Source organism: Nonomuraea wenchangensis (assembly GCF_900111685.1).
Taxonomy (GTDB): Bacteria; Actinomycetota; Actinomycetes; order Streptosporangiales; family Streptosporangiaceae; genus Nonomuraea; species Nonomuraea wenchangensis.
The window spans coordinates 601784-620378 of sequence record NZ_FOHX01000005.1 but is presented as its reverse complement, the minus strand read 5'-3'; the positions used below and the strand labels follow the sequence as shown (position 1 = coordinate 620378).

At 72.7% G+C, this 18595-nt stretch carries 16 protein-coding genes; 5 read left to right on the top strand and 11 right to left on the bottom strand.

Annotated features, from left to right (window positions below; translation table 11 throughout):
- Positions 1–7: 7 nt before the first annotated feature.
- From BMW85_RS18750 to pgsA, 8 genes are all read right to left on the bottom strand, one after another.
- Positions 8–430, bottom strand: coding sequence for a MarR family winged helix-turn-helix transcriptional regulator (locus BMW85_RS18750; protein WP_091082745.1), 423 nt, complete (start codon positions 428–430; stop codon positions 8–10).
- 50 nt (positions 431–480) lie between these two features.
- On the bottom strand, positions 481–2157 hold the full coding sequence (locus BMW85_RS18745; protein ID WP_091082743.1) for an alkaline phosphatase D family protein: 1677 nt from the start codon (positions 2155–2157) through the stop codon (positions 481–483).
- 149 nt (positions 2158–2306) lie between these two features.
- The gene (pdxS, locus tag BMW85_RS18740) at positions 2307–3221 is read right to left on the bottom strand and encodes a pyridoxal 5'-phosphate synthase lyase subunit PdxS (protein WP_091082742.1); all 915 of its coding nucleotides are present in this window, start codon (positions 3219–3221) and stop codon (positions 2307–2309) included.
- A gap of 119 nt (positions 3222–3340) precedes the next feature.
- Positions 3341–4357 (bottom strand): DUF3048 domain-containing protein, encoded by a 1017-nt coding sequence (locus tag BMW85_RS18735; protein ID WP_245774898.1) that lies wholly within the window; start codon positions 4355–4357, stop codon positions 3341–3343.
- A 66-nt stretch (positions 4358–4423) separates the two neighbouring features.
- Positions 4424–4954: a hypothetical protein gene (locus BMW85_RS18730; protein ID WP_177240757.1), complete on the bottom strand. Its 531-nt coding sequence runs from the start codon at positions 4952–4954 to the stop codon at positions 4424–4426.
- Between the two features lie 8 nt (positions 4955–4962).
- Positions 4963–6093, bottom strand: coding sequence for a glycosyltransferase family 4 protein (locus tag BMW85_RS18725; RefSeq protein ID WP_091082736.1), 1131 nt, complete (start codon positions 6091–6093; stop codon positions 4963–4965).
- On the bottom strand, positions 6090–7010 hold the full coding sequence (locus BMW85_RS18720; RefSeq protein ID WP_091082734.1) for a phosphatidylinositol mannoside acyltransferase: 921 nt from the start codon (positions 7008–7010) through the stop codon (positions 6090–6092). The genes BMW85_RS18725 and BMW85_RS18720 overlap by 4 nt, the downstream gene beginning before the upstream one ends.
- Positions 7007–7609 carry a phosphatidylinositol phosphate synthase gene (pgsA, locus tag BMW85_RS18715; RefSeq protein ID WP_177240741.1) on the bottom strand — a complete coding sequence of 201 codons (603 nt, stop codon included), beginning with the start codon at positions 7607–7609 and terminating at the stop codon, positions 7007–7009. Before pgsA ends, BMW85_RS18720 begins: the two co-directional genes overlap by 4 nt.
- Positions 7610–7772: 163 nt before the next feature.
- Here pgsA and BMW85_RS18710 point away from each other — a divergent pair, with 163 nt between their 5' ends.
- Together BMW85_RS18710 and BMW85_RS18705 are read left to right on the top strand one after the other, a co-directional pair.
- Entirely contained in the window at positions 7773–9911 is a 2139-nt protein-coding gene (locus BMW85_RS18710) for an elongation factor G-like protein EF-G2 (protein WP_091082731.1), read from the top strand.
- 148 nt (positions 9912–10059) lie between these two features.
- On the top strand, positions 10060–11622 hold the full coding sequence (locus BMW85_RS18705) for a glycoside hydrolase family 10-like protein (RefSeq protein WP_177240740.1): 1563 nt from the start codon (positions 10060–10062) through the stop codon (positions 11620–11622).
- Here the strand turns inward: BMW85_RS18705 and BMW85_RS18700 are convergent.
- Complete coding sequence (locus BMW85_RS18700) at positions 11609–12250, bottom strand: TetR/AcrR family transcriptional regulator (RefSeq protein ID WP_091082729.1); 642 nt, start codon at positions 12248–12250, stop codon at positions 11609–11611. The genes BMW85_RS18705 and BMW85_RS18700 overlap by 14 nt on opposite strands.
- 96 nt (positions 12251–12346) lie before the next feature.
- On the opposite strand from BMW85_RS18700, the gene BMW85_RS18695 reads away from it, so the two are divergent.
- On the top strand, positions 12347–13276 hold the full coding sequence (locus tag BMW85_RS18695) for a zinc-binding dehydrogenase (protein ID WP_091082727.1): 930 nt from the start codon (positions 12347–12349) through the stop codon (positions 13274–13276).
- Positions 13277–13360: 84 nt separating this feature from the next.
- On the opposite strand, the gene BMW85_RS18690 is transcribed toward BMW85_RS18695, so the two are convergent.
- Positions 13361–14713 carry an aminotransferase-like domain-containing protein gene (locus tag BMW85_RS18690; protein ID WP_091082726.1) on the bottom strand — a complete coding sequence of 451 codons (1353 nt, stop codon included), beginning with the start codon at positions 14711–14713 and terminating at the stop codon, positions 13361–13363.
- A gap of 89 nt (positions 14714–14802) precedes the next feature.
- Here BMW85_RS18690 and BMW85_RS18685 point away from each other — a divergent pair, with 89 nt between their 5' ends.
- Both BMW85_RS18685 and BMW85_RS18680 read left to right on the top strand, forming a co-directional pair.
- Positions 14803–15771, top strand: a complete 969-nt coding sequence (locus tag BMW85_RS18685) for a branched-chain amino acid transaminase (protein WP_245774897.1) — start codon at positions 14803–14805, stop codon at positions 15769–15771.
- Positions 15772–15906: 135 nt separating this feature from the next.
- Positions 15907–18057, top strand: a complete 2151-nt coding sequence (locus tag BMW85_RS18680; protein WP_091082724.1) for a hypothetical protein — start codon at positions 15907–15909, stop codon at positions 18055–18057.
- Here the strand turns inward: BMW85_RS18680 and BMW85_RS18675 are convergent.
- Positions 18013–18543, bottom strand: a complete 531-nt coding sequence (locus tag BMW85_RS18675) for an HIT family protein (RefSeq protein WP_245774896.1) — start codon at positions 18541–18543, stop codon at positions 18013–18015. The two genes, BMW85_RS18680 and BMW85_RS18675, sit on opposite strands and share 45 nt — an antisense overlap.
- Positions 18544–18595: the final 52 nt, after the last annotated feature.

The window sequence follows — 18595 nt, the reverse complement described above, 5'->3', positions numbered from 1 at the left end:
GGTGCGTCTAGCTGCGGCCGAGCTTGGCCAGGACGGGCAGCGCCGCCGCGAGCGTGGCGCGCTCGTCGTCGGTGAGTGCCGCCAGTTCCTCGGTGAGGTGGGCGATCCTGGCCGCGCGTACGGCCCGCAGCCGCTCGCGCCCCTCGTCCGTCAGCCTGGCCGTGCGCACGCGGGCGTCGGCGGGGTCGCCGCCGCGCGTGACCAGCCCCGCGTCCTCCAGCCGGTTGATCTGCACGGTCATGGTGGGCAGCTGGACGGCGTGCTCCTCGGCCAGCTCGGTCATCCGGCGCGGGCCGGGTTCGAGCGAGCCGAGGACGCCGTACTGCTGGCTGGTGAGCGGCTGTCCGGCGACCGTGCGCCGGAGGAGGAGCACCAGGTGACGCAGCACCGATGAGACCTGTTCTGCCAGGCCGGCGGGATCGTCCCTCATGCCTTGACCCAACTAACTTAGCCTGGCTAATATTCCCCGGTCGGGAAGCGTCAGGGGCGCTCGGTCTCCTGCCGGACGGTGTCCTCGGCCGTGATCGGCGCGAGGCGCAGGCTCGGGTCGAGCGGCCGCAGATACGTCTGCTGCACCCCCGGCACCCGGTCCTCGATGACGAACGTGGCCCGCGTGTAGACCTCAGCGTCCGGCACGGTGACCTGGGGCACCACCTTGAAGTCGGCGGTCATCTGGTCGCGCTCGATCCTGGTCAGCACGTAGCCGCGCTGGTTGTTGTAGAACTTCAGGTGCGGGTTGATCGCCAGGAACGGGTGCGTCGCCGGGTCGGAGTCGGCGCCGTCGCCGGTGGTGGAGATCGAGGTGGCGACCAGCTCCGCGCCCACCGAGGGCCCGGTCGGGTCGTCGTAGTCGAGCTTGAGGTCGCTGGCCCAGTGGGCGTGCACGTCGCCGGTCAGCACGACGGCGTTGCGCACCCCGGCGTCCACCCAGCCCTGGGTGATGCGCCGGCGGGAGGCCACGTAGCCGTCCCACGCGTCCATGCTGGTGACCTTGGCGGGCCCGGCGTTGTTGTCGCGCTGGGCGAAGAAGACCTGCTGGCCCAGGATGTCCCACTGCGCCCGCGACCGGCGGAAGCCGTCCAGCAGCCACGCCTCCTGCTCGGCCCCGGTGATCGAGCGGGCCGGGTCCACGGCGGCCGGGCAGTCCTTGTAGCCGTCGCCGCAGCCCTGGTCGTCACGGTACTGGCGGGTGTCGAGCATGTGGAAGGTGGCCGTACGGCCCCAGCGGACCCGCCGGTAGAGCTGCATGTCGATGCCGCGCGGGATCGAGGTGCGGCGCAGCGGCATGTTCTCGTAGTAGGCGCGGAAGGCGGCCTCGCGGCGGGCCAGGAAGTTCGGCTGCGGGACCTCGGGCTTCTCCGGCACCTTGTCCGCCCAGTTGTTGTCCAGCTCGTGGTCGTCCCAGACGACCAGCCAAGGCGCGGCGGCGTGCGCGGCCTGCAGGTCGGGGTCGGTCTTGTACTGGGCGTGGCGCTGGCGGTAGCCGGCCAGGGTCTCGGTCTCGGGGCCCTCGTGGTCGCGGATGTTGCCGCCGGGGATGGTGTAGGTGTCCCTGGTGTACTCGTACTGGTAGTCGCCGAGGTGCAGGACCAGGTCGGGGTGGTCCTCGGCCAGCCTGCGGTACGAGGTGAAGTAGCCGTGCTCGTACTGGGCGCAGGAGACGAACGCCATGGCGAGGGCGCTGCCCCAGGACGACGGGTGCGGGGCGGTGCGGGCGCGGCCGGGCGGCGAGACGTACGGGCCGACGCGGAAGCGATACCAGTACTCCCGGTCGGCGGCCAGCCCGTCCACCTCGACGTGGACGCTGTGCCCCCATTCCGGTGCGGCCGTCGCGACGCCGGAGCGCACCACCCGGCGCAGCCGCTCGTCGGCGTACACCTGCCACAGGACCGGGAACGGCCGCTGCGGCATGCCGCCGAGCCCGTCCTCGGCGAGCGGCTGCTGCGCGAGGCGGGTCCACAGCACGAAGCCCTCGTGGTCGGGGTCGCCGGAGGCCACGCCGAGGGTGAAGGGGTCGACGCGCAGCCCCCGCGCGGCGGTCGCGGCGGTGGGGTCGTCGGCGTGGGCGGTTCCGGGGGCGAACGTGGCGGGAAGGGCCGCCGCGGCGCTCGCCGTCAGCCCGGCGACGAGGAAGTGCCTGCGGTTGGGGAAGGACATGGGCGCTCCTGAACGAATCGCGGAGGGGGGAACGCCCCGTAGCCTGACCGAGGATCATGGCCAGGTGGTGAACGCCACGCGACGCGAATGAGGCGACATCCTTCGTGGATGCCGCCTCACTCGAAGATTTCCGTCAGCGCCCGGGGGGCCTACCAGCCGCGCTCCGCCAGGCGGTGCGGCTGCGGGATCTCGTCGACGTTGATGCCGACCATCGCCTCGCCGAGACCGCGCGAGACCTTGGCGAGGACGTCGGGGTCGTCGTGGAACGTGGTGGCCTTGACGATGGCCGCCGCGCGCTTGGCCGGATCGCCCGACTTGAAGATGCCCGAGCCCACGAACACGCCCTCGGCGCCGAGCTGCATCATCATCGCGGCGTCGGCCGGGGTGGCGATGCCGCCCGCGGTGAACAGCACGACCGGCAGCTTGCCGCTCTTCGCGACCTCGGCGACCAGCTCGTACGGGGCCTGCAGCTCCTTGGCCGCGACGTAGAGCTCGTCCTCGGGCAGGGAGCTGAGCCGCTTGAGTTCGGCGCGGATGGTGCGCATGTGGGTGACGGCGTTGGACACGTCACCGGTGCCGGCCTCGCCCTTGGAGCGGATCATGGCCGCGCCCTCGGTGATGCGGCGCAGGGCCTCGCCGAGGTTGGTGGCGCCGCACACGAACGGCACGGTGAACTGCCACTTGTCGATGTGGTTGGCGTAGTCGGCGGGGGTCAGCACCTCGGACTCGTCGACGTAGTCGACGCCGAGCGCCTGCAGCACCCGGGCCTCGACGAAGTGGCCGATGCGGGCCTTGGCCATCACGGGGATGGACACGGCCTCGATGATGCCGTCGATCATGTCGGGGTCGCTCATCCGGGACACCCCGCCCTGGGCGCGGATGTCGGCGGGCACGCGCTCAAGGGCCATGACGGCCACCGCGCCGGCGTCCTCAGCGATCTTGGCCTGCTCGGGGGTGACGACGTCCATGATGACGCCGCCCTTGAGCATCTCGGCCATGCCGCGCTTGACGCGGGCGGTTCCGGTGACGGGGGTGCTTTCTGGCGTGCTGCTGGACACGGTCATCCTCACGGGCTCTCACGGCGGATCGGTTCGTCTGTCAAGCCCATCGTAGGTCCTGCCGGACCCCTCGCCCGACATGCCAAGATGTCAGGATTCAGGGCTGTTGTTGTACATGCAGGCGGCTAAGGGATCACGGGCTTGCGGCTGGCGAGCGCCACCCAGACCTGGCCGGGCGCGAAGTTCATCGGCTCACCGCTCTCCGTGGTGAACGTCGTACCGGTGTCCTCCGATTCCCGTTCCCAGCGCGCCTTGAAAGCTTTGCCGTCGCGCAGCACGATCGCCGAGCCCTTGCCGGTGGTGTGCACGAGCGGCGTGTAGCTCTGGTTCTTGTCGTGGAACTCCGAGCGCTCGGTCTTCGTGTACTGGACGACGATCGTCGGGGCACCGAGCTGCCCGCCCTCGGCGGCCATGTCCTTCTTGCCGTCCTGCCAGATCATCCACAGCTTGCGCTGCTCGTTCCAGGCGAAGGTGAAGCGCGCGGCGGGCCAGCGGACCGTGTACGACTTGCGCTCCACCCCGCCCTCGGCCGGCGCCTCCCCGAAGGTGAAGCCGATGTCGTGGGCCTTGCTCGCCTTGGGCGCCTTGGCCAGGAGCTGCTTGGTGGTGGCGAACAGGTTGTAGGGGGCGAACCGGCCGGGCTCGCGATAGTAGGCGCCGGGGTTGCGGGTGTCGCCGACGTCCCAGAGCGAGGCCTCGGCGATCAGCGGGAGCATCTTGGTCTGCGCGCCGGAGTAGGAGAAGGCGGGCTTGCCGAACATCGGCGCGATGTGCAGGTCGGAGACGCGCGCGCTGCGGACCGGGCCCACCTTGGCCGGCAGCTTCGAGGAGAAGATCGCCATGAGCCGGGTCAGCCCGGCCTCGACCTGCTCGACGTAGACGATGTCGGCGCTCTTCAGTCCGAGCTGCGGCTTGCCGGCCGCGGTGTTCTCGATCTTGACCGCGAGCACCGGCTTGAGCGTGTCGTACGGCTTGCCGGTGAACGGATGCGCCGGCGGCGACTCCACGGGCTCGTCGCTGGGGGCCGCGGTGGCGGCCTGGGGGGCCTGACCGGGGGCGGGCTCCTCGCTGGAGCAGGCCGCCATGGGAAGCAGCACGGCCGCTCCGGCCAGCGTGACCGAGATCATCCGGGGTAGCCGCACGTTGAACACTCCTCGCTGCGTGCCTGGCGAAACCGGCACGAGCTTACTGCTTCCCCCCAAATCTGGTTATTCAGTTGCCATGGTCGCGGGCGGATTGTCATCAATCTCGAAGAAACTGGGGTAGTCCGTGTGGCCCGCCAGCCGCAGCGTCCGCGCCAGCCAGCGGCGCTGCGCCGTCCGGGTGACGGCCACCGCGTTGTTGTAGAAGCGGCGCGCGTAGACCACCTTGGCCACCGCCGCGTCCAGCTCCTCCAGCAGGTCCGCGCCGCCGGGCGACTCGGCCAGCTTCTCCCTGAAGCGCTCCTGGTCCACCGCCGCCCGCAGCGCCCGTGACAGGTCGCTCTCGGCGTGCTCGCGCTCCTCCGGGCCGGCGATCCTGGCCTCGTGCGCCGCCGCGGCCAGCACCAGCGACGTGGCCGGGTCGAGCAGGCGCGAGCCGGCCAGCTCCAGCACCACGGCCCGGCGGCGGGTCAGCGCCGCCTCCATCGACTCGCGGGCCAGCTCCAGGCGGATGTGCAGGCGGTCGAGCCGGCCCGCGCGCCAGGAGACGTAGACCGCGAGCAGCACCACGACGAGGCCGGCGACCAGCACGGCCATGGTCGACGTCACAGGTCCTCCTCCACCCGGCCGGCGCCCGCCGCGGTGACCGTCTCGTAGACGCGTACGACGTCGCGGGCCACCGTGGACCAGTCGTACTTCCTGACCGCCACCAGCGCCTCCTCGGCCAGCTTGGCCCGGCGCTCCGGCGCGTCGAGCAGCGCGCCCGCCTCGCGCGCCAGGGAGGCCGAGTCGCCGTTGGCGAACAGCGCGCCCGCCTGGCCGTCGCCGAGCACCTTGCGGAAGGCCGGGATGTCGCTGGCCAGCACCGTCGCTCCGGAGGCCATGGCCTCGGCGAGCACGATGCCGAAGCTCTCGCCGCGGGTGTTGGGGGCGCAGAACACGTCCACCGAGTGGTAGGCGCGGATCTTGTCGGCCTCGCTCACCATGCCCAGCACCGTCACCCGGTCGTGGAAGCGCGCGGGGAGCCGCTCGTAGACGTCCTTCTCGTCGCCGGGCCCAGCGATGAGCAGCTTGACCTCGGGCCGGTCGGCCGCCAGCGCGGCGAACGCCTCCAGCAGGATCGGCAGGCCCTTGCGCTCCTCGTCCATGCGGCCGAGGAAGCCGATCGTCCGGCCGTCGGGCCCCCAGCCCTCCAGCGGCTCGGCCCGCGCGTAGCGGTCGACGGTCACCCCGTTGGGGATGAGCACCGCGTCGCCGCCGAACTGCTCAACGAGGCTCTTGCGGGCCGCGTCGGAGACCGCGATGCGGCCGGTCAGCTTCTCCAGCGCGCTGCGCAGCAGCGGCTCGGCCACCGCGATCGCCCGCGAGCGCGAGAACGAGGCGTGGAAGGTCGCCACGATCGGCCCCTTGGCCGCCCAGCAGGCCAGCACGCCGAGGCTCGGGATCAGCGGCTCGTGGATGTGCAGCACGTCGAACTCGCCGGTGCGCACCCACCGCCGCACCCGCGCCGCCGACAGGAACCCGAACGACATCCGGGCCACCGACCCGTTGTAGGGCACCGGCACCGCCCGGCCCGCCCCGGTCACGTAAGGAGGCAGCTCGTCGTCGTCGGCCGCCGGCGCGATCACCGACACGTCGTGGCCCTGCGCCGCCAGCGCCTGGGTGAGGTCGTCGATGTGCTGTTTGACGCCGCCCGGCATGTCCCACGAGTAGGGGCAGACGATGCCGACCTTCATCGGCCGGCCCCGGGAGGCAGGTCGTCCAGCCAGAGCCGCTGCAGCATGTGCCAGTCCTCCGGATGCTCGGCGATGCCCTTCTCGAAGGCGTCGGCGAGCCCCTGGGCGAGCGCCTTCACCTTGTCCTGCCTGGTGCCCTCGGCCGGCACAGGAAGCTCCTCCTGGATGTGGATGCCCCAGTCGTCGCCGTCGAAGTGCACGATCGCGGGCAGCAGCGCGGCCCCGGTCTGCACGGCCAGCAGCGGCGGCCCCGCGGGCATCTTGGTGGTCGCGCCGAAGAAGCGCACCTCCACGCCGGTCTTCGTCAGGTCGCGCTCGGCGGGCAGGCACACCACGCCGCCCCTGCGCACCCGCAGGGCCAGGGTGGCGAAGTTGTGGCCGTCGCCGCCGGTCAGCGGCAGCACCTCCATGCCGAGGCCCTCGCGGAAGGCGACGTAGCGGCGGAACAACGACTCGGGCTTGAGTCGCTCGGCCACCGTCGTGAACGGGTGGCCCACGTTGACCAGCCACGCGCCGGCCTGGTCCCAGTTGCCCATGTGGGGCAGCGCGAGCACCACGCCCCGGCCGGCCGCCACGGTGTCGTGGATGTGCTCGGCCCCGACGACGCGGGTGCGGCGCACGATCTCCGCGCCGCTCATCCGCGGCAGCCGGAAGATCTCGTGGAAGTAGCGGAAGTAGGAGCGCATGCCCGCCCTGGTCAGCTCGCTCAGCTCGCGGCTGCCCGGCTCCAGACCGGTCACCCTCGCCAGGTTGGACTCCAGCCGCGCCACCGACTTGCCGTGCCTGGCCCACACCCGGTCGGCCAGGAAGCGGAAGACCGCCGCCGTGGGCCGCTCGGGCAGCAGCGGAACGAGTTTCCAGCCGGCCGCGAAGCCGGCGGCGACGATCCGGTCGCCGAACGACGTGTCCCCGCTCATCTCTCCCTCGTCTGCTCGTGGACGTGCCACACCCGCTGGCCCACCGTGATCACGCTCGCCGCGGCCAGCAGCCACATGCCGGCCGCCAGCACGTACGGCACCCCGAGCCCCGAGAAGAAGGCCGCGACCAGCGCCACGACCAGCCGCTCAGGACGCTCCGCCAGCCCGACGTCGGCCGTGAGCCCGAGCCCTTCGGCCCTGGCCTTGGCGTAGGAGACGAGAGCCCCGGCGACCAGGCACGCCAGCGTGACCGTCGCCATCAGCGTGTCGCCTCGGGAGACGAAATACAAGATCAGGCCGGCGAAGATGGCGGCGTCGGCGACCCGGTCGAGCGTCGAGTCGAGGAACGCGCCCCAGGTGCTGCCCCCCTTGCCGCCGAGCCGGGCGACCACCCCGTCGAGCAGGTCGAACAGCACGAAAACCGTGATCACGAGAGCGCCCCAGGTCAGCAGGCCCAGGGGGAAGAAGGTCAGGGCGGCCACGACGGTGCCGAGGGTGCCGATCGCCGTGACGGCGTCCGGGCCGATCCCGCGGCTCACGAGGGCCCTGCCCAGCGGGGTGAGTATCCGGGTCATGGCCGGGCGCAGGAGTTTGAGCATCGCGGTCCGATCGTAGGCCATCACGGACCCAGGGACTTTCTTTGCCCCGCCCCCCTTGTGATATCCGCCACACGGGTATTTGGTGAACACACCGCGTCCATGCGGTTTCCAGCACATTCCGCGGGCGCGATCCGGGACGGAGTTCGACGCGCGGGAGGCTGATGTGGCGGAGAAGAGCTCAGGCAGCGCCGTGGGAGCCGCGGGCAGGGCACCCGCGGCCGACCGGGCTGCTGCGATACGCAATGTCGTGCTGGTCGGCCACTCGGGAGCGGGCAAGACGACCCTCGTCGAGCAGCTGCTGGCCGCGACCGGCACCATCCAGCGCCCGGGGCGCGTGGAGGACGGGAACACGGTCAGCGACTTCGACGAGGTCGAGGTCAGGCAGCAGCGGTCGGTCAACCTGGCCGTCGCCCCGCTGACGCACAACGGCATCAAGATCAACCTCATCGACACGCCCGGGTACGCCGACTTCGTGGGCGACCTGCGGGCCGGCCTGCGCGCGGCCGACGCCGCGCTGTTCGTCGTGTCGGCCTCGGACGGGGTCGACGGGCTCACCCAGATGCTCTGGGAGGAGTGCTCCCAGGTCGGGATGCCCCGCGCGGTCGTCATCACCAAGATCGACCACCAGCGGGCGAACTTCGAGGAGGCGCTCGCCACCTGCCAGGAGATCTTCGGCGACGGCGTCGCGCCCCTTTACCTGCCGGTGATCACCAACGGCCACGTCAACGGCCTGATCGGGCTGCTGACGCAGAAGTTCTACAACTACGCGACCGGCGCCCGCACCGAGAAGGAGCCCGGCGCCGGCTACGAGACACAGATCGAGGAGCACCGCGGCAGCCTCATCGAGGGGATCATCCAGGAGAGCGAGGACGAGTCGCTCATGGATCGCTACCTCGCAGGCGAGCCGATCGACGTCAAGGTCCTCATCGAGGACCTGGAGAAGGCCGTGGAGCGCGGCAGCTTCTACCCGGTCGTGTGCACCGGGCTGGGCGTCGGCACGCACGAGGTGCTGGAGGTCATCACCCAGGGCTTCCCCTCGCCGCTGGAGCACCCGATGCCGGAGATCACCGACCTGTCCGGCAAACCGGTGCAGGGCGTGACCTGCGACCCGGACGGCCCCCTGGTGGCCGAGGTCGTCAAGACCACCAGCGACCCGTACGTCGGCCGCATCAGCCTCGTCCGCGTCTTCTCCGGCACGCTGCGCCCCGACATGACGGTGCACGTCTCGGGGCACGGCCTGGCCGACCGCGGGCACGAGGACCACGACGTGGACGAGCGCATCGGCACACTCTCCTGCCCCCTGGGCAAGCAGCAGCGCCCGATGCCCAAGGGCGTGGCCGGCGACATCGTGGCGGTGGCCAAGCTCGCGCGGGCCGAGACCGGCGACACGCTCTCCGACGTCGAGCGGCCGCTGCTGATGACGTCCTGGACGATGCCCGACCCGCTGCTGCCGGTGGCGATCCGTGCAAAGTCCAAGGCCGACGAGGACAAGCTGGCGCAGGCGCTCTCGCGGCTGGTCGCCGAGGACCCCACACTGCGGCTGGAGAACAACGCCGAGACCAAGCAGCTCGTGCTGTGGTGCATGGGCGAGGCGCACACCGACGTGCTGCTCGACCGGCTGTCCAAACGCTACGGCGTCGAGGTCGAGCGGATCGACCTGCGGGTGCCGCTGCGCGAGACGTTCGGCGGCAGGTGCCAGGCGATGGGCCGCAACGTCAAGCAGACCGGCGGCCACGGCCAGTACGCCATCTGCCACATCGAGGTCGAGCCGCTGCCCTCCGGCGGCGGGTTCGAGTTCGTGGACAAGATCGTCGGCGGCGTGGTGCCGCGGCAGTTCATCCCGTCGGTGGAGAAGGGCGTGCGCGCCCAGATGGAGCGCGGCGTCGTGGCCGGCTACCCGATGGTGGACGTGCGGGTCACGCTGTACGACGGCAAGGCCCACTCGGTCGACTCCTCCGACATGGCCTTCCAGATCGCCGGCCAGCTCGCGCTGAAGGAGGCCGCCTCGAAGGTGCCGACGCTGCTGCTGGAGCCGGTGGACGAGCTGTCGGTGCTGGTGGCCGACGAGCACGTCGGCTCGGTGATGTCCGACCTGTCGTCGCGGCGCGGGCGGGTGCTCGGCACCGAGCCCGTCGGCACCGGGCGCACGCTGGTGCGGGCCGAGGTGCCCCAGCTGGAGATCACCAGGTATGCGATCGACCTGCGGTCGATGTCCCACGGGACGGGCACCTTCACGCGCTCGTTCCTGCGCTACGAGCCGCTGCCGCCGAACCTGGCGACCAAGATGGCGGCGACCGGGTGACCCGAGGGACGGTCTGAGCCGTGGAGCCGGGAGGGCGGATCCAGGTCCCTCCCGGCCCAGCCATAACAAATAATCACAGAAGCATCACGATTTCATTTCGCTCTTTTGGCCTGATCACCGGCCCCGTGCTGCCAGACTGGGTGGCACTATGCGAACTGGACGCCCACTTTTGGCCGCCGCCGCTCTCGCCGTCGCCACCACCACGGCCGCCTACCTGTTCGGCCCCGGAGCCGGGGAGAGCCCCGCCGCGAGCAAGAAGAAGACGACCACCGCCACCGCCGCCGCCACTTCGGCCGCCGCCGCCTGCAAGGCCGATCCGCGCTACCCCAAGCGTCAGCTGCGCGGACTCTGGATCGCGACCACCACCAACCTCGACTGGCCGTCCAAGCCCGGCCTGTCCCAGGCCCGCCAGAAGGCCGAATACGTCAAGATCCTCGACGCCGCGGCCAGGCGCAACCTCAACGCGGTGTTCGTGCAGGTCAGGCCCGCTTCCGACGCGATCTACAAGTCGTCGCTGGAGCCCTGGTCCAAGTTCCTCACCGGCACCGCGGGCAAGGATCCCGGCTGGGACCCGCTGCCGTTCCTCATCGACGAGGCCCACAAGCGCAACCTCGAGTTCCACGCCTGGTTCAATCCCTACCGGGCCGCGTACGAGTCCGACGTCTCGCAGCTCCCGGCCAACCATCCCGCCAGGCAGCACCCCGGCTGGGTCGTCAAGTACGGCGGCCGCCTCTACTACAACCCGGGCCTGCCGAAGGTGCGCGAGCACGTCGTCAAGGTCGTCGACGACGTCGTCAGCCGCTACAACGTGGACGGCGTGCACTTCGACGACTACTTCTACCCCTATCCGGGCGAGGGCGGGCAGTTCGACGACAAGGCCGCCTTCGCGAAGTACGGCAAGGGCAAGAGCCTGGCCGATTGGCGGCGCGCCAACGTCGACAAGCTCGTCGCGGAGGTGGACAAGTCGGTCCACGACCGCAAGAGCTACGTGAAGTTCGGCATCAGCCCGTTCGGCATCTGGCGCAACAAGGCGCAGGACCCGGCCGGGTCCAACACCTCCGGCATGTCGGCCTATGACTCGATCTACGCGGACGCGCTCGCCTGGATCAAGGCCGGCACGGTCGACTACATCATGCCGCAGCTCTACTGGCCGCGCGGCTTCAAGGCGGCCGACTACCGCGTGCTGATGCCGTGGTGGGCGGGCGCGGTCAAGGGCACCGACGTGCACCTCTACATCGGGCAGGCGCTCTACCGGGTCGGCGAGGACCAGTCGTGGTCCAGGCCGGGCGAGCTGGCCGCGCACCTGACGCTCAACCGCAAGTACCCCCAGGTCAAGGGCGACGTCTACTTCAGCGCGAAGAACCTGCTGGCCAACCCGCTGGGCGCGATGGACCTCGTCGTCAAGGAGTTCTACAGCCGCCCGGCGCTGCTGCCGATCATGAAGGAGCTGGGCGGGCAGGCGCCGCCCAAGCCGACGGACGTCAAGGCCACGGGCACGACGCTGTCGTGGACGCCCTCGGAGGGGGCCCGCGCCTACGCGGTCTACCAGGTGCCGAAGTCCGGCGAGAGCTGTTACGAGACCGACAACCGCAACCTGGTCGCCATCGTCACGAGCCCGTCCTACACCGCCAAGGCCGCCGGCTCCTACCAGATCGCCTCGCTCGACCGGCTCCAGCACGAGAGCAAGGCGACGAGCGTCAAGGTGAGCTGACGCCCGCCGCGCCGCCCTCGTCCGGGACCAGGGTGAGGGCGGCGGGCAGCGCCGCCAGCGCGTCGCGGAGCCGGGCGGCCAGGTCGGCAGGGTCGGGCTCGGGGCTGTCGGCCCAGCCCGCCATCGCGAGGTGAAACGCCGCGACCAGCATGTCGATCGCCAGGCGGGGGCGCGGGTCGTCCGGGCCGCCGAGGCCGAACCGCCGCCGCAGGACGTCCAGGGCGCTGCGGGTGGTGCTCTCGCAGAAGTGCCGGTTGTGGCCGTCCATCGAGGGCGTGCGCTGGGCGAGCGCGTGCGCCAGCGCCATCCGCCCGGCCCAGCCCTCCTCCCGCGCGGCGCGCTCCAGCGCCGCCAGCAACGTGTCCCGCTCCATCTCCAGGAGCGTCCGGCCGCCGGGCACCGCGGACTCCAGCTCCGCGAGGAAGAGCGTCCACAGGTCCTGCGCGGGCGCCATCGCGACGTCCTCCTTGCTGGCGAAGGTGCGGAAGAAGGTGCGCTTGGACACCTCCACCGCCTCGCACAGCTCGTCCAGCGTGACGCCGTCGAAGCCGCGGCGGGTGAACTGCTCCAGCGCGGTGTCGATCAGGGTCTGGCGGGTGCGGAGTTTCTTGCGTTCGCGCAGGGTCACGCGGGAAGCATAGCAGGGGCGAATGCCACTTGCAGGCTTATGCCACTCAGTGACATAAATGGTCGGGACATCCGTCGCACCACGAGGAGACTTCGCATGCGCGCCTTGCTCGTCGACCGCTCCACCGCCTCCGGCCTGCGCCTCGGCGAGACCGCCGACCCCGCGCCCGGCCCGCACGAGGCCCTGGTCCGGGTCAGCGCCGTCTCGCTCAACTACGGCGAGGTCAGGCACGCCCTCGCCGGCGCGCCGGACGGCGCCGTGATCGGCTGGGACGCCGCCGGGGTGGTCGAGCGCCCGGCCGCCGACGGCTCAGGCCCCGCCGCCGGCACGCCGGTCGTCACGATCGGCGGCGACGGCGGCTGGGCCGAGCTGCGGGCCGTGGACACCGGCGCGCTCGGCGTCGTGCCCGAGGGCGCCGATCTCGGCGCCGTCAGCACCGTGCCGGTCGCGGGGGGAAGCGCGCTGCGCGCCCTGCGCGCGATCGGGCCGCTGCTCGGCAGGCGCGTGCTGGTCACGGGGGCCACGGGCGGCGTCGGCCGGTACGCGGTGCGGCTCGCCAGGCTCGGCGGCGCGTACGTCGTGGCCTCCACCGGCGACCCACAAGCGCACGGGGACGGCCTGCGGGCCCTCGGCGCCCACGAGGTGGTCGCCGCCCCCGAGCTGGCCTCCGGGACGCTGGACGGGATCGTGGACTGCGTGGGCGGGCCGCAGCTCGTGCAGGGCTTCATGAAGCTGGCGCCGCACGGGACGCTGGTCTCGGTCGGCCACTCCGCCGAGGAGCCCGAGGTCTTCCCGCCCGGCGCCTTCCACGGCGACGCCGGGCGGCACGGGCGCTCGATCGTCACCTTCTACCTGCTGGACGGGCAGCCGCTGGAGCCGGACCTGACGTGGCTGGCCGCGCGGGTGGCCGACGGCGTGCTCGACCCGCACGTGTCGTGGCGCGGCGGATGGGACCGGGCCGGCGAGGCCGTGAGCGCGCTGCTGGAGCGCCGCCTGCACGGCAAGGCCGTCCTCGACGTCAGCTGAGAGGCGGCCGCGGGCCGGGCCCGCTCAGCCGCCGCAGCGGGCCAGGGCCGGGCCCGCCCAGCCGCCGCAGCTGGCCGGGGCCGGTCAGCCGCCGTGGCCGGCCGTCCAGGCGCGGGTCAGGCCCTCGACCGCCTGGTCCAGGAGGGCCGGCGGGAGGGCGAAGCTGAGCCGCAGGCGATCGCGGTGCCGGCCGTCCGGCGAGAACAGCGAGCCGGGCGCCACCGCCACCCCCTCCTCCCTGGCCACCACGGCGAACCGGTCGGTGTCCACCCCGGGCAGCCGCGCCCACACCGACAGCCCGCCCGCCGGCCGCTCCCAGGTCCAGTCGGGCAGGCGGGCGGCCAGGGCCGCGGTGAAGTGGTCGCGGCGGCGGGCCAGCTCGGCGAGCCACGGGCCGGGCGGGTTGTGGTCGAGGAGGTCGGCCGCCAGCCGCTGGGCCACCGCGCTGGTGGCCAGGTCGGCGTCCAGCTTGGCGTCCACCAGGCGGGCCAGCAGCGGCTCGGGCGCGGCCAGCCAGCCCACCCGCAGCCCGCCCCACAGCACCTTGGACAGGGAGCCGACGGTCACCGTCCCGTACGGGTGCAGCGGGGCCAGCGGCGCGGGCGGCGGCGCGCCGTCGTGCACGAGCGCGGCCAGGGTGCGGTCCTCGACGAGCGGCACCTCCGCCGCGGCGGCCAGCTCGGCGGCGGGCCGCAGGTCGGGCAGCGCGCCCGTGGGGTTCTCGACGGCGACGACATAGACGGCGGCGGGCCGATGCCGGGCGAGCGCGTCCGCCACGGCGGCGGGCGCGGTCAGGTCGACGGGCACGGCGATGGCCTCCGCGCGCCGGAACACGCTGAGCGCGCCCCCGTACACGGGATCGCCGACCAGGACGCGGTCGCCGGGGCGCAGCAGCACCCGCGCGGCCAGGTCGATGCCCTGCTGCGCCCCGGCGGTGACCAGGACCTCTCCCCCGCCTTCCGGCCAGGCGCCGGCCGCGCCGCCGCGCAGCAGCGCCCGCAGCCGGGGGTCGCCCATGGCGTCGTAGCCGTGGCCGCTCGGCGCGCGCAGCAGCGCGGCCGGATCGAGCGGGGGCACGACCAGGTGGGACGGATCGGGCACGACCGAGGTGGACAGATCGGCCACCACCGCCCCGCCCTTCAGCAGGCCGCCGAACGAGGGCGTGCCCAGGGGCGTGCCCAGCACGTACGTGCCGCTCCCGTGCCGCCGCTCGCACAGCCCCTCCTCGCACAGGGCGTTGAACGCGGCCGCCACCGTGCCCCGGCTGACGCCGACCGCCTGGGCCAGGTCGCGTTCGGAGGGCAGGCGGTCGCCGGGCGCCAGGGCGCCGGTCTGCGCCAGGTCGGCCAGCGCGCCGGCGAGCCTGCGGCTGGGGGTGCCCCGGTGCAGGCGCAGCCGGTCGCGGACGAGTGTGACGAGGTTGTCATCCCTTCCCATGCCACTAGTATCCCGCTACTGTGCCACTCATGGGCCAATTGGCTCATATATCCCGCAAAGTTGCGGCCAATGAGGAAGAGGGTGGGCACGTGCGCGAAGCCGCGTACATCTGGATGGACGGGGAGCTGGTCCCCTGGGGTGAGGCCCGCGTGCACGTGCTGACGCACGCCCTGCACTACGGCACCGCCGTCTTCGAGGGCACCCGGGTGTTCGCGACGCCGGACGGGCCGGCCGTGTTCCGGCTGGAGGAGCACCTGGCGCGGCTCGTGCGCAGCGCGCGGATGATCGGGCTGCCGCTGCCGTACTCGGTGGACGAGCTGCGCGCCGCCACCCTGGAGACCGTCGCCGCCAACGGCCACGCCGACTGCTACATCAGGCACCTGGCCCACCGGGGCTTCGGCGAGATGGGCATCGCCGCGCGCCGGTGCCCGACCGTCGTGTCCGTCGCGACCTGGGAGTGGCCGCCGCTGCTCGGCACCTCCGGCGTACGGCTCATGACCAGCTCCTGGCGGCGCAACGACCACCGGGTCGTCCCGGTCGCGGCCAAGGCCACCGGCCCCTACCTCAACTCCGTCCTCGCCAAGGACGAGGCCATGGCCGCCGGCTACGACGAGGCCGTGCTGCTCAACGCGGCCGGACACGTCAGCGAGTGCACCGGCGCCAACCTCTTCGTCGTGCGCGACGGCCGGCTGCTCACGCCGCCGCCCGGCGCGGGGGCGCTCGACGGCATCACCCAGGACACCCTCGAACGGCTCGCCGCCGACCTGGGCGTCCCCGCCGTCCGCCAGGACCTGATGCGGACCGACCTGTACGCCGCCGACGAGATCCTCCTGTGCGGCACCGGCGCGGGGGTCGTGCACGTCACCGCCGTGGACGGGCGCGAGCTCGGCGGCCCCGGGCCGGTCACGCAGAAGCTCGCGGACGCGTACGACGCCGTCACCCACGGCCGCGACGACCGCCATCGCGACTGGCTGACCCCGGTGCCCGCGTCCGGCGGCCCGGCCAGGTCGGCGGCCCGCCCGCACGACCCGGCCTCCGACCTGGTGTCGCGGGCTTGATCCTCGGTGCGCGTAACCGGCTCGCGCCGGGTCCGCGGCATGAGAAGGTAGTCGCGTCCGACGGCGCGGGCCGTGCACCGGCCCCTCGTGCGCCGGTGGCACGACGCCCCAACCTAGTCGCGGGAGGTCTTCGAGGTGAGGCGCGCGCTGATCGTGCTGGCCGTACTGGCCGGCCAGCTCTTGGCCGGCCAAGGGCTGCTCACCGCTGCGGCGCCCCCCGCCGCCGCCCGCGCCGACACCGGAGCGGGGGAAGCGGCCCCGACCGGAGCGGACGCGCGGATCCGCGCCCAGGCCGGCGCCGACGGGCAGCGCGTGGCGTTGATCGGTGTGCCCGCCCTGCACTGGCACGACCTCGACCCCGCCGTCACCCCCCACCTGTGGGCCCTGGCCGGATCGAGCGCCATCGGCTCGCTGTCGGTGCGCACGGTCGGCAACGTGACCTGCCCCTATGACGGCTGGCTGACCGTCTCGGCGGGCACCAGGTCGGCGGCCGGCTACGGCTGCGGCGCGCCCCCGGCCCCCGAGCAGCGGGGCGAGGGCGCGGTGATCCCCGACTACCGCTACCTCATCGACGTGGCCGGCAACCGCGAGGCCGGCAACCTGGGCGAGGCGCTGAAGGCGGCCGGGCAGTGCTCGCTCGCGATCGGCCCCGGCGCGGCGCTCGCGCTCGCCGACCGCGAGGGGCAGATCCCGCGCTACCACGCCTCCCCCGCCCAGCTCGCGGCCGGCGACCTCGAACGGTGCCGGCTGACCGTCATGGACGTCGACGACCTCGTCAGCCCCTATCTCACCGGCGACCGCCTGCCCGCGACGCCCGAGCAGCTCGCCCCGGACCGGCGCCGCGAGGCGGCACGGCTGGCCGACGCCAAGGCCGGCGCGCTGCTGGCGGCCCTGCCCGCCGGCACGACGGTGCTGCTCGCCGGGCTGTCCGACCACGGCTCGGTGCCCCATCTGCGGGTGGCCGCCATGCGCGCCCCTGGCGCGGAGGGCCGTCTGCTCGGCGCCGCCTCCACCCACCGCGACGACATCTCGATCCTGCCCGACCTGACCGCCACCGTGCTCACCGAGCTGGGCGTGCCGGTGCCCGCCACCGTGGTGGGCGTGCCGATGCGGGCGGGCGAGCGCGGCGCGACGATCGAGGCGATGGCCCGCGCCGACGCGACCGCGCAGACGATGCGCTCGGCCAAGGGCCAGTACTTCACCGCGCTGGCGGTCCTGCAGGTGCTGTTCTACGTGCTGGCGTTCGTGCTGCTGCGCCGCCGCAGGCGGCTGCCCCTGGTGCGGGTGGCGGCGGTGGGCCTGGCGGCGCTGCCGGTCACCACGTTCCTGGTCAACCTGCTGCCGTGGAGCACGCATCTGGAGCTGTTCGGCTGGATGCTGGGCTGGTGGGCGGTGATCGTCGCGCTGGCGCTGGGCGGGCCGTGGCGCAGGCGCCCGCTCGGCCCGCTGGCGGTGGTGGCCGGGGTCACGGCGCTCACGCTCGCCGGCGACCTGCTGACCGGCACCACGCTCCAGCTCAACAGCTTCATGGGCTACAGCGCCGAGCAGGGCGCCCGCTACTTCGGGCTGGGCAACATCCCGTTCGCGCTGTTCGCCACCGGCACCCTGCTCACCACCACCGCGATCGCGCACCGCTGGCCGGGCCGGGTCGGGCTGGCCGCGATCGTCGGCCTCGGCACGGGGGCCATGGTGCTCGGCGGGTCGGGGCTGGGCAGCGACTTCGGCGGCGTGATCGCGTTCGTGCCGGGCATCGCGGTGACCGCGCTCGTGCTGACGGGCAAGCGGGTGTCGCTGGTGAAGCTGGGGTTGTTCTGCGTGGCGGGCGGGGTGATCGTGATGACGTTCGCCTGGCTCAACTATCTCAAGCCGCCCAGCGAGCAGACCCATCTGGGCCGGTTCGTGGGCCAGGTGCTGACCGGCGAGGCGTTCGACGTCATCTGGCGCAAGCTGCAGGCGATGCTGGCCACGCTGCTCAGCCCCAACCTCATGCCGATCGTGATCGTGGCCGTGGCCTTCCTCGTGTACGCGATCCTGCGCCCCGACCAGGCGTCGGCCGGGGTGGTGCCGGCGGCCTTCGAGCACTCGCCCGCGCTGCGGGCCGGGCTGATCGGCACGATGGTCGCCGGCGTGGTCGGCATGCTGGTCAACGACTCCGGGGCGGCGGTGCTGTCCATGGCGCTGGCCCTGGCGGTGCCGCTGCTGCTGGCCACCGGCATCGGGGTGCTGGTGCGGCGGGAGGAGTCAGCCCCAGGCGTCGGCGAGCAGCTGGCGGGTGTCACGAAGTAGCTGCGGCAGCACCTTCGTCTGGGCGACGACCGGCATGAAGTTCGTGTCGCCGCCCCACCGGGGCACCACGTGCTGGTGCAGGTGGGCGGCGATGCCGGCGCCGGCGACGTGGCCGAGGTTCATGCCGACGTTGAAGCCCTGGGCGCCGCTGGCCTTGCGCAGCGCGCGCAGCGCCTTCTGGGTGAACTCACCCAGCTCGACCAGCTCGGCGGGGGTCAGCTCGTCGTAGTCGGAGACGTGCCGGTAGGGCACCACCATGAGGTGGCCGGAGTTGTACGGGTAGAGGTTGAGCACCGCGTAGACGCTCTCCCCCCGGGCCACGACCAGGCCGTCCTCGTCGCTCATCTCGGGGATGGCGTCGAACGGGCAACCGTCGCCGGGGCCGGTGCCCGTCGGCTTGTTCTCACCCTTGATGTAGGCCATCCGATGCGGGGTCCAGAGACGGTCGAAGTTGTCCGGGGACCCGGCCCCTGCCTGATCGTGCATAACTAGCAGCATAGGACCCCGGGCGGACCGGGTCTCAGGGCGCTCACGCGGA

Coding starts and splice junctions, on each gene's coding strand:
- BMW85_RS18675 (WP_245774896.1), bottom strand. CDS start 18,543: ATGCACGATCAGGCAGGGGCCGGGTCCCCGGACAACTTCGACCGTCTC.
- BMW85_RS18720 (WP_091082734.1), bottom strand. CDS start 7,010: ATGAGCGGGGACACGTCGTTCGGCGACCGGATCGTCGCCGCCGGCTTC.
- BMW85_RS18695 (WP_091082727.1), top strand. CDS start 12,347: ATGCGCGCCTTGCTCGTCGACCGCTCCACCGCCTCCGGCCTGCGCCTC.
- BMW85_RS18730 (WP_177240757.1), bottom strand. CDS start 4,954: ATGGCCGTGCTGGTCGCCGGCCTCGTCGTGGTGCTGCTCGCGGTCTAC.
- BMW85_RS18745 (WP_091082743.1), bottom strand. CDS start 2,157: ATGTCCTTCCCCAACCGCAGGCACTTCCTCGTCGCCGGGCTGACGGCG.
- pdxS (WP_091082742.1), bottom strand. CDS start 3,221: ATGACCGTGTCCAGCAGCACGCCAGAAAGCACCCCCGTCACCGGAACC.
- BMW85_RS18725 (WP_091082736.1), bottom strand. CDS start 6,093: ATGAAGGTCGGCATCGTCTGCCCCTACTCGTGGGACATGCCGGGCGGC.
- pgsA (WP_177240741.1), bottom strand. CDS start 7,609: ATGCTCAAACTCCTGCGCCCGGCCATGACCCGGATACTCACCCCGCTG.
- BMW85_RS18705 (WP_177240740.1), top strand. CDS start 10,060: ATGCGAACTGGACGCCCACTTTTGGCCGCCGCCGCTCTCGCCGTCGCC.
- BMW85_RS18750 (WP_091082745.1), bottom strand. CDS start 430: ATGAGGGACGATCCCGCCGGCCTGGCAGAACAGGTCTCATCGGTGCTG.
- BMW85_RS18690 (WP_091082726.1), bottom strand. CDS start 14,713: ATGGGAAGGGATGACAACCTCGTCACACTCGTCCGCGACCGGCTGCGC.